This window comes from Antarctobacter sp., assembly GCF_048262615.1.
In the GTDB taxonomy this organism is placed as follows: domain Bacteria; phylum Pseudomonadota; class Alphaproteobacteria; order Rhodobacterales; family Rhodobacteraceae; genus Antarctobacter.
The window spans coordinates 254-10,456 of record NZ_JBLXFB010000052.1 but is presented as its reverse complement, the minus strand read 5'-3'; the positions used below and the strand labels follow the sequence as shown (position 1 = coordinate 10,456).

8 protein-coding genes are annotated in these 10,203 nt (G+C 63.0%); 2 read left to right on the top strand and 6 right to left on the bottom strand.

Going from position 1 to position 10,203, the window contains the following annotated elements:
* From ACN0S5_RS23645 to ACN0S5_RS23635, 3 genes are all read right to left on the bottom strand, one after another.
* On the bottom strand, nt 1-173 hold a 173-nt coding region (locus ACN0S5_RS23645), incomplete at its 3' end, for a transposase (protein ID WP_417211693.1).
* A 198-nt stretch (nt 174-371) separates the two neighbouring features.
* Entirely contained in the window at nt 372-1,718 is a 1,347-nt protein-coding gene (locus tag ACN0S5_RS23640; protein ID WP_417211690.1) for an MmgE/PrpD family protein, read from the bottom strand.
* A gap of 350 nt (nt 1,719-2,068) precedes the next feature.
* On the bottom strand, nt 2,069-4,546 hold the full coding sequence (locus tag ACN0S5_RS23635; RefSeq protein WP_417211689.1) for a xanthine dehydrogenase family protein molybdopterin-binding subunit: 2,478 nt from the start codon (nt 4,544-4,546) through the stop codon (nt 2,069-2,071).
* A gap of 724 nt (nt 4,547-5,270) precedes the next feature.
* On the opposite strand from ACN0S5_RS23635, the gene ACN0S5_RS23630 reads away from it, so the two are divergent.
* The gene (locus ACN0S5_RS23630; protein ID WP_417211688.1) at nt 5,271-6,038 is read left to right on the top strand and encodes an SDR family NAD(P)-dependent oxidoreductase; all 768 of its coding nucleotides are present in this window, start codon (nt 5,271-5,273) and stop codon (nt 6,036-6,038) included.
* Nucleotides 6,039-6,087: 49 nt separating this feature from the next.
* Here the strand turns inward: ACN0S5_RS23630 and dctP are convergent, their stop codons facing one another.
* The 3 genes from dctP to ACN0S5_RS23615 all read right to left on the bottom strand — a co-directional run bounded on the left by dctP (nt 6,088) and on the right by ACN0S5_RS23615 (nt 9,560).
* Nucleotides 6,088-7,098, bottom strand: coding sequence for a TRAP transporter substrate-binding protein DctP (gene dctP, locus ACN0S5_RS23625; RefSeq protein WP_417211687.1), 1,011 nt, complete (start codon nt 7,096-7,098; stop codon nt 6,088-6,090).
* A gap of 424 nt (nt 7,099-7,522) precedes the next feature.
* A complete protein-coding gene (locus tag ACN0S5_RS23620) occupies nt 7,523-8,497 on the bottom strand; it encodes an aldo/keto reductase (RefSeq protein WP_417211686.1) in 975 nt (324 codons plus the stop codon).
* 136 nt (nt 8,498-8,633) lie between these two features.
* A complete protein-coding gene (locus tag ACN0S5_RS23615) occupies nt 8,634-9,560 on the bottom strand; it encodes an SDR family NAD(P)-dependent oxidoreductase (RefSeq protein WP_417211685.1) in 927 nt (308 codons plus the stop codon).
* A 406-nt stretch (nt 9,561-9,966) separates the two neighbouring features.
* On the opposite strand from ACN0S5_RS23615, the gene ACN0S5_RS23610 reads away from it, so the two are divergent.
* The coding region (locus ACN0S5_RS23610; RefSeq protein ID WP_417211683.1) for a biotin carboxylase N-terminal domain-containing protein at nt 9,967-10,203 on the top strand (237 nt) is incomplete at its 3' end.

Below are 10,203 nucleotides of genomic sequence, written 5' to 3'. Positions count from 1 at the left end.
GTCAGCAGAGAACGTGACACACCATGCCGCCGAGCCGTGGCCGTAACTTGGCGGTGCTCCAAGAAGCTCTCTTCCACGATCCGGATCTTCTCCGCATCACTCCAGGGCCGCCTGCGCGGCACAGCCGCGGCAGAAATAACTTCGATCTCGGGTCCGACCTTATGGTCGGCCATAAGGTCGGACCTAACACCGACACCGAAACCCCGTCAGACGGCCCCCACCGGAGGGATACGCTTGAAGACCTTCCTGCCGATGTGAAGGACATCTACGCAGTCAGGCTTCAAGAGGTTACAGCCCTATCCCGGTCCGTATTTCCGGTCTTGCGGGGGCGCCGCATGGGCCTGCGCCCGGCCAGAACCGGGCGCACCCGATCAGACGAGGAACTCTTCGAAAGTTGCGCTCACGTCCTTCGAATCGGCGACGTTCCAGCACATCTCGCTCAGTGTTGCGGCCTTGTCGGGCGGAAGGACGGTTTCCACCAACTCCAGGAATTTCCGCTCCAGATCGGCATCCGACATCGGCAGCTCGCGACTGCCGCGCGCTTTGACGATATGGCTGCGAAGCATGCTGCCGTCGGACAAGGTGACTTCCACGATCGCCTCGCCCTTCCCTATGCCGGCGACGGGGTCGGCCACGATCAGGTCGCGCAGCGCCGTGACCTCTGCGTCGGTGACACGCTCCATCGCGGTCGCATCGAGCCCGGTCATCTTGTGCAACAACGCCATGGAGGTGAGGTGAAAGATGCTCACGCGCGCTTCGAGGGATGTCCCGGGATGCCGGATGCCGGTCATCGTCAGTGCCAGCGGATGAACCGTCAGGTGAATCCCGCTGATCGTCGTGCCCTCGGGCAGGCGAGCGGCAATATCGAGGCAGGCATCAATCGTCGGATGGCACACGATGCCGGAGGGATACGGCTTGTAACGGTTGTTGAGCATCTCGTGCTCTTGCCCCAGTCCGGCAAGCGCAATCTCTTGGTCGGCACCGGCAGCGAAAATGTCGATCAGACCGCCCCGCCCCTCCAGCGGATCGTAGGTGCAGTCGAAATCCTCCGACGCCAGCAGCGCCGCGACAACGCCCGCCCGGCTGGCGTGGCCGGGTCTGAACTGCGACGTCATGCTGCCGGAGACCCCACGAAACCCCGAAGCCTGCGACGCCGCGATGCCCACGGACCAGACCATCTGCTGCTCGGTCAGGCCGATGAGCCTGCCGACTCCGAGGCCGACACCGACAGGGCCGGAGAAACCGTTGACATAAATGTCCGCATGCAGCGCAGACGGCGGAAGAACAAGCATGTTTGCCACGCGACACTGCATCTCGATTCCCAAGGCGATGGCATTCAGGAACTCCTTGCCGGTCGTCTTCCGGCCCTGTGCTACCGCGTAGATAGCAGCGCAGGCCGGGCCGCTGGGATGCGCCACGGATGGCATGTGCGCATCGTCGAACGCCAGCACCGCGGAGGCCATGCAGTTCACGAAGGCCGCACTCGCGGGATCCGTTCTGAAGCCCTGACCGAGCGCAGTCGATGGGCCCGTCCCGCCGGTCCGTCTCGCGAAGTTCCCGGCCCGGTGAACGGTGGGATGCGTGCTGCCACCCAGCGCCACGCCAACCCAATTGTGGAAGGCCCGAACCGCTTCTCGCTGCACGGTGTCCGGAAGCCCGGCGTAGTCGGTGCCGATCGCATATTCGGCAAGCCTGGCTGTCAGGGGAACCTTGTCCATCGTCACGATCCCTTCACCGGGTTCGGCGCAAGCCCATGCCGGGCCGAACGCTCGCTGGTTGCCGCCAGCCCCTGCTGCCGTCCTCGCCCGAAGGTGCCTCCCGACAGGACTCCCTCCACTAAAGGCATGCGTTTCAAATGGATGCCAAGTCTTTCCATGATATCGTCCTGGTCGTTCTGGTCATGCGCTTTGGTTGTCCCGGCGGCGGCCCGCTCCGGTCGGTGCGAGAAAGCTTGATCCCGCCCGACCCGCCGGAAACGGCCCTTCAGGCAAACCGGGAATGGCCTCATACCGAGGCCATTCCCGTTCGTTTCGCAAATCTGCCTTACCTGTCCCGTCACCGACAAGCGTCAGAGTTCGGCCTGCGAACGACCGTCGATGGCATCCATCAGCTTCATCGGCGTGATCGGCAGCGACGTCATCCGCCGTTCGGCGGCGCCTGCCACGGCATTGGCGACGCACCCCATGGCGGCGACCATCCCGGCCTCCGCCACACCTTTGACACCGAAGGGGTGGTTCGGGTTCGGCACTTCGACGATCACGGCCTCGATCATCGGAAGATCCGACGCGACGGGCATCCGGTAATCCAGCCATCCGGCATTCTGAAGGACGCCGTCCTTCTTGCCGAACACATAGCCCTCGTTCAGCGCCCAGCCGATGCCCTGAACCACCGCGCCCTGGATCTGCCCCTCGACATAGGAAGGATGAATCGCCTTGCCGGCATCCTGGGCCGCCACGAACTTGAGCACCTTGGTGTAGCCGGTGTCCGGATCGACCTCGACCTCGCAGAACATGGCGCTGAGGCCCGGTGCGTGGCCCTGCATGTTCTCGGCGTAGGACGCCCCGAAATGCCCGCCGGTCGCCGTCGCCTGAGCGGCGAGATCCTTCAGGGTCAGCGGCTCGAACTCCCCGACGTTCGAGGAAGACGGGCGCGCTTCGCCGTCGACCCAGTCCACGCCGTCGACATCCACACCCCAGATTTTCGCGGCCCGTTCCTTGAGCTGGTGAATGACGCCCTCGCAGGCGCCCACCACCGCCTTGCCGGTGGCAAAGGTCACCCGCGACCCGCCGGTGACATAGCTGAACGGCACCGACGCCGTGTCGTGAACCTCGCTGGTGATCTGTTCGTAGGGCACACCGAAGGTATCGGCGGCCATCATCGCCATGGAGGCGCGGCTTCCGCCGATGTCCGGGCTGCCCGTCGCGACGGCGATCGTTCCGTCGGTATTGATGAACACGGTCGCGCCCGAGTCGCCGCCCGCGTTGTGCCAGAAGCCGGCGCTGACCCCGCGGCCCTGGTTCGGACCGAGCGGACGCCCGTAATCGGGATGCGCGCGGAGCGTCTCGAGCATCTCGACAAATCCTTCGTGGGACATCGTCCGCCCGCCGATCAGCGGATCGCCCTTGCGAATCGCGTTCTTGATGCGCAGGTCGAGCGGATCCATGCCCAACTTCTTGGCGATCACGTCGACGACGCTTTCGACGGCAAAGTTGGACTGAGGAGACCCCGGCGCGCGATAGGCGCAGGTCATCGCCCGGTTGGTGACGACGTCATGGCCCTTCACGTGTTGGTTGGGGATCGCGTAGTGCGCGAAAGCGCAGAGACAGCCGTTCATGAAGGGCGACCCCGGAAACGCGCCCGCCCCGTAGTAGAGTTCGAGGTCGGCCGCGACGATCTTGCCGTCTCTGGTGGCACCCATCCGCACTTTCATCTTCGAATCCGCGCCCGGACCCGTTGCCCGGAAGACCTCGCTGCGGCTCATCACCATCTTCACGGGGCGATGAGACTTCATCGACAGAAGCATCGCGATGGCTTCGAGGTAGACCTTGGTCTTTCCGCCGAACCCGCCGCCGATTTCCGCAGGTGTCACGCGGATGTTCCCGGCGGACATGCCGGTGAAAGCCGCCGTCAGATCGCGCATCTGGAAATGGCCCTGGCTGGACACCCAAAGATGCGCCTGTCCGCCGTTGTATTCCGCCACGCAGGCGTGAGGCTCGATATAGCCCTGGTGCACGGGATCGCTGTCGAAGCTCAGTTCGACGATCACATCGGCTTGGGCGAACCCGGCTTCGATGTCGCCCATGCTGTCGACGTAGACGCGCGAGATGTTCGACGGTTTCTCGGGCTTCGGTTCGACGTTGCGGGTGTAGGCGTCCTCATGCACCAGCGGTGCATCATCCTTGATTGCGTCGGCGATGGTGACGACAAAGGGCAGGACTTCGTAGTCGACCTTGATCAGGCGGAGCGCCTCTTCCGCCGTGGCGGCGTCCTTGGCGGCCACTGCAGCGACGGCGTGGCCTTCGTAATAGGCCTTTTCCTTCGCCATGACGTTGCGCACGTCATTCCACGGGTTCCGCTGCAGACGCTCCGGACCCACGTACTGGAATTCGAAATCGGGAAGATCCGCACCGGTCACCACCGCGAAAACGCCCGACAGCGCCTCAGCCGCGGATGTGTCGATGCTGTTGATCCGCGCATGGGCATGAGGGCTGCGCAGCATTCTTGCGTGAAGCATCCCCGGCGGGCTGTAGTCGGCACCGTATCGTGCAGCACCTGTCACTTTCGGCACGCCGTCCGGACGAACGGGGCGCGTTCCGACGACGGTCTTGTGTGCGCCAAGATGTTCTGCAGACGTAATCTTGTTCATGGCTTCCTGATCTCCTGCACATCGGCGAACAACAGTATCACCTGCTGGAACCCGCCGGGTTTTCGTGTCTCTAGCGTGTCGCATCATGCGAGACTGTGTTTTTTCGTCATCCCAGCCGGAGGCGCCATTCCCGGCGTCTTCGGCCATGCCATCCGAATCGGTGTCGTTCCCTCGTGCCATCGCGACGTTCCCTTCGCCCGGGAAAGGAGGAAACCGCCCTCCAAAGCCGAAAAATACGCCTCCCGTATCGCATCGCACAATATGAACGACCAATCATTCGCATCAATGCTTACAAGTTCACCGGCAGAAATCAAGTCGCTTCTATGCGATCTCCTGCTGCCCGCCGCCCGAAACGCACGTACATGCCCCGGCATCCCGGCAGTCGGGCGAAACATTTCGGAGCCTTCGCAAGGATTCTCAAGACGAGGCAGGTCGAGAAGCGAGGGCGCCGGGGTCCGCGGCGCCCGCTCAAGCCCTGCTGCGTCGACCTGTCCAGTGCGACATCAGGCCTCTCATTCGAACGCCCCAAGCCCATATGATGAATGATTGTTCACCGGGAGAAGGCGGCGTCTGCCGAGTGGAAAGGCCGATGAAAAGCGCAAGAGATCGCGGATGCACAACCGAGCCCCCTCACCCTACCGGGTCGGCTCACTTCGACGGGCCGCGCACAACCGGCTGCCAACAGCCTTCGCCTCGCGTGGACAGCAGCACAATCCCACCGTACAAACCCGAAGGCCGATACGGCACTCCCGGGGACGCTTGGTCCGCGCAGCCGGACAAAATGGCCGGAACTTTGTGCCTCTGCGCGCCGGAAGGCGCCTCGTACCATTGACACCGCGACTTGAACGACTAATCATTCATCATATGCCGGGCTTTTATCCGTCCGGAAACTCAGGAGGAACAAATGGGTAAATTGCAGGACAAGGTTGCGATCATCACGGGGGCGGGTTCCGGTATCGCACGCGCGGCAGCCAAGATGTTTGCCGCCGAAGGCGCAAAGGTGGTGATCGTCGACAAGAACGGCGAACTGGCCGCGAAGGTCGAGCAGGACATCAAGGCCTCGGGCGGCGAAGCGCTCGCGGTGGAAACCGACATTGCGGACGAAGCGGCCGTCGAAGCGATGGTGAACGCCACCGTCGAAACGTTCGGCGGCATCGACGTTCTGTTCAATTGTGCCGGCGGCTCCTTGCAGAACGACGCGCCGACCACCGACGTCGACATGTCGATCTGGAACGTGACGCTCGACGTCAATCTGCGCGGGACGTTCCTGTGCTGCCGCTACGCCATCCCGCATATGAAGGCGCGCGGCGCCGGCGTGATCGTCAACACGGCGAGCTGGGCAGCACTGAACGGAAAGCTGAAAAAGCACATCTACGCTGCGGCGAAGGGTGGCGTGATCTCCCTGACCAAGGGCATCGCGGGCGAATACTCCCCGCACAACATCCGCGCCAATGCGATCTGCCCCGGCTCGGTCCGGACCGAACGCTGGCTGGCGAATTCCGACAAGAAGACCAATTCCACCGGACTGCTGCAATCGCTTGGCGAAGCCTATCCGTTCTCTGTCGGGGACCCCGAGGATATCGCCTCGATCGCTCTTTTCCTGGCTTCCAACGACTCGCGCATGATCACCGGTGCGGTCATTGTTGCCGACGGCGGCCGCTCGGCCTTCTGACAAGAACCCGCACCGGACACCAACGTCCGGTGCGGGTAGCCATCACGGCTTATTTTGCAAGAACAGCCTGATACTGCTCGTAGGTTTCCCGGGCGTTCGCCACCCCATTCTCGACAAGTTTGGCAACAAAGTCCTCGGCGACGGACGACAGCATGTCGGACAGCTTGGCACTTTCTTCTTCCGAGAACTCGTAGACCTCGATGCCCTGATCGGCCCATTCCTTGAGCACCTCCGAGCTGCGGTCGTCGAGATATTTCGCGAATTCCGCCTCCACCGACAGGTTGCATTCGTCAACCGCAGCGCGGTTCGCCTCGGACAGGCCCTGGTATTTCTCCATGTTCATGCCGATGAGGATATGACCGCTGCCGAAGTTGCCGTTGGAGCTGACCGACTTGGTGACCTCCTCCAGCTTGTACGCCGGTGCGGATGTCATCGACAGCACCGTCGCATCGACCGTGCCGCGCTGCATGGCCACATACATGTCCCCGGCCGGAAGCTCGACGGGAACCCCGCCCGTCGCCGCGACGGTCATGTTGATCGTTGCACCGCCCGCGCGGATCTTCTTGCCCTTGATGGCCTCGACGGTCTTCATCGGCTCTCCGGCAATGATGAGCTGGTAGGGCGGGTTCACACCGTTGAACAGCGGCATCACGCCATTGTCCGTCCATTCCTTCTCGATCGCGCTGCCGTTGGTCAGCATGGTGCGATACCCGGCGGTCATGTCGACGGCGAGCGTGCCCATCCCCGGAAGGATGGTGAGGTTGTTCAGCGGAACCTTCGAGTTCTCATAGGGCGGGCTGACGGCCGTCACGTCGGTCAAACCGCTGTTCATCGAATGAATGGCCTGTTGGAATCCGGCGATCTGTCCCGACGGATAGTGGTCGAATTCGATATCGCCACCGCTCTTTTCGGTGACGCAGGCCATCCACGGTTCGATGCCATGCTGAACGGTCGCATGCGACGGCTGAAAGCCGTGGGCGACGATCAGCTTTTCCGCCTGTGCGGCGCCGGCCGCAACAGTAACAAGCGCAAGGCTGGCTGCGGTGAGTTTGAGTTTCATAGTGGTCCTCCCTTTCTGAGCCGCGATATGCGGCACAATTCTGATCACGAGTGCTGGTACTTCCAGGTTGGTGCCGGAGCCGCTCGACGTCTCTTCGCGTCGCCCCCGTGCTTGCGGCGATCCACCCCTTTCAAAGTCTCCGGCGGATCCGATTCCGAATTATGAACGACTGATCATTCGAATTCAGGATACCGGACGCGGAAGCAAAATCAAGGCCTGCGTCACAGAAAGCATCCCCGCTCGTGCAACCGGCCCCCCAACCTCCGGCAACGCACGGCCGGTTCCCCGTACGAACGGCAATCCCTTCTGAATGGATCGTTGTCGGCGGGTGCATCCCGCATGGACACCGAACGACACGGCGTAACCTGAACGACCTCAGGCCACCTGTCCGCATTCGGCGACTGCCGAGCAGATCCTTGCCACATCAGCGACTGCCGATGACCTCGATCTTCGCCGCCGCATCCGAAAGCCTCGAGACGTCGCCCGCGCGCAGTTTGATGTCGGCAGCCTGAAGGTTCTCCTCGAGGCGGCTCACCTTGCGCGTTCCGGGAATCGGCACGATCCACGGCTTTTGCGCGAGAAGCCATGCCAACGCCACCTGCGCGGGCGAGGCTTCGTAATCGGCGGCAAGATCGCGAAGGAGGTCCACCAGCACCTGGTTGGCCTTGAGCGCCTCCTTGGAAAAGCGCGGCTTGGTGCTGCGGGAATCGTCCTTGTCGAAGGTCGTGTTCTCGTCGAACTTGCCGGTCAGAAACCCCTTGCCGAGCGGGCTGTAGGCGACAAAGCCGATCTGGAGTTCCTCCATGAGCGGAAAGATCTCCTCTTCCGGCTTGCGCCACCAAAGGGAATACTCGCTCTGCAACGCGGTTACCGGCTGCACGGCATGTGCCCGTCGAATGGTGTCGACGTCGACCTCCGAAAGGCCGAAATGGCGCACCTTGCCCTCGGCGATCAGATCCTTGACCGTCCCGGCGACATCCTCGATCGGCACGGCAGGATCCGGTCGGTGCTGGTAGAGCAATTCGACCCTGTCGATGCGCAGGCGCGACAAGGACCCCTCGACCGCTTCCCTGATGTGTTCCGGCCGACTGTCGAACCCATCCCAGCCGGACGGCGCCGAGGGGTCCAGCCGATATCCGAACTTGGTGGCGATCACCACGTCGTCGCGGAAGGGCTCGAGCGCCTCACCGAGCAATTCCTCGTTGAGATAGGGGCCGTAAACCTCGGCCGTATCGAAGAATGTGACACCCCGCTCGACGGCGGCCCGCAGGAGCGCGATCATTTCCTCGCGGTCCGAGGGAGGGCCATAGGCAAAGCTCATGCCCATGCAACCAAGTCCCAAAGCCGAAACCTCCGGGCCGGACGTTCCGAGACGGCGACGTTCACCGAGCTTGACCATGGTATCGTTTCCTCCAGTTTCAGTACTGCCGGGACGCTTCGAACAGGTCGGGGTTCGCCGGCGCCCCGATCGACCGGTCCGGGCGCGGGACCGACCCATGATGCCGCAGACCGTTCAAGTGTCGTGACTGCGCGTGCTACGGGTCCTCTGCAGCGGGCACACCACCGTAGAAGCCCCACATGCTGGCCGGTACGAACCCGCCATCGATCAGCAGGTCGATGCCGGTGATCGCCGACGCCCGGTCCGACGCCAGGAATTCGACGCCCTCCGCCACTTCCCGCGGCAGGACCTTCCGCCCAAGCGCAGACGTTCCGATCGGATCCGTCGTGAAGCGCGGGTCCGACTTGCGGGTAAGCTGGCGCTCCACGAGGGTCGAACCGGGCGACACCGAATTGACCCGCACGCCTGCCCGGCCCCATTCCACGGCGAGCGTCCGCGTGAGCGAGACAACCGCGGCCTTGGACGCGCCATAGGCATGCACGGGCGAAGATCCGTAGACCACGGCTGATGCCATGTTGACGATGCTCCCCGATCGCCGCCGGACCATCGCCTTGCCGAAGGCCCGGTCCAGGGCGAAAACGGCTTCGGAATTGACGGCGAAGACATTCCGGAACTGGTCCGTCGTCGCTTCGAACGCGGTGCATCTGTCCTGGAACGCCGCCGCTGCCACGACGAGGGCATGAACCGGGCCCACATCGGATTCGATGTCCGCCGCCAGCCGCTCGACCGCGTCGTGGTCCCGGATGTCGACAGCGCAGGCATGCGCTCCGATCTCTTCGGAGACAGCCTTGGCGGACCCTTCGTCAAGATCCGCAACCACGACCTTCCAACCCCGCTCCGCCATCAGCCTGCAGCAGGCAGCACCGATCCCGTTGCCACCGCCGACCACAACGCCGATCCTCTTGTCCGTCGCTTTCACGTCGACCTTCCATCCCTTTCGACAGGCTTGCTGCGTCACGCACCGGGTGTCGGCCCTGACGGAATGCGCCTGCTCCATGAGGAACAGGAAGCCTCTCCGTGACCCGCTCGCCCGGACATCGATCTGCGAAAAATGATTGATCATTCATTCTACATGAGTCAAGCACCATTTTCCGGACGGTGCAAGCCCGCCCGCTCGGCTAGATCCGTGACCTATCCATGGTCTCGACCGCCCGTACAATACGTCTCGGGAACAACTGCCGGGACGGCCAACAGGCATGTGCCTTCAGCCACCGTCACGTACCCTTGATTTCCTCCCCGGAAACAGGATACCTACTGATCGACCATTCATTCATAAACCGCACCGATCACATCACCGGCAGAAACAACCGCCCGGATGGCAGGGGAACACGATCATGCCGCACAGCCCAACATGCGAGAGTCCGGCCGACGGCGCACGGAACACTGCCGAACATGCCCCTCCCGTGGCGCTGAGTGAAGACCGACGGATCGTCGGGGCAAGGGAAGAGGCCGTGGAGGACCTTAGAGAGATGCCCGAATTCCAGAAGATTCTGATAGCGAACCGTGGCGAGATTGCCATTCGGATCATGCGGGCGGCGAACGAGATGGGAAAGAAGACGGTCGCCGTCTTCGCCGAAGAAGACAAGCTGGGGCTGCACCGCTTCAAGGCGGACGAGGCTTACCGCATCGGCGAGGGTCTGGGTCCGGTTCAGGCCTATCTCTCCATCGAGGAAATCATCCGGGACGCCAAGGCCTCGGGCGGGGAC

Coding starts and splice junctions, on each gene's coding strand:
- ACN0S5_RS23640 (WP_417211690.1), bottom strand. CDS start 1,718: ATGGACAAGGTTCCCCTGACAGCCAGGCTTGCCGAATATGCGATCGGC.
- ACN0S5_RS23635 (WP_417211689.1), bottom strand. CDS start 4,546: ATGGCACGAGGGAACGACACCGATTCGGATGGCATGGCCGAAGACGCC.
- ACN0S5_RS23630 (WP_417211688.1), top strand. CDS start 5,271: ATGGGTAAATTGCAGGACAAGGTTGCGATCATCACGGGGGCGGGTTCC.
- dctP (WP_417211687.1), bottom strand. CDS start 7,098: ATGAAACTCAAACTCACCGCAGCCAGCCTTGCGCTTGTTACTGTTGCG.
- ACN0S5_RS23620 (WP_417211686.1), bottom strand. CDS start 8,497: ATGGTCAAGCTCGGTGAACGTCGCCGTCTCGGAACGTCCGGCCCGGAG.
- ACN0S5_RS23615 (WP_417211685.1), bottom strand. CDS start 9,560: ATGATCAATCATTTTTCGCAGATCGATGTCCGGGCGAGCGGGTCACGG.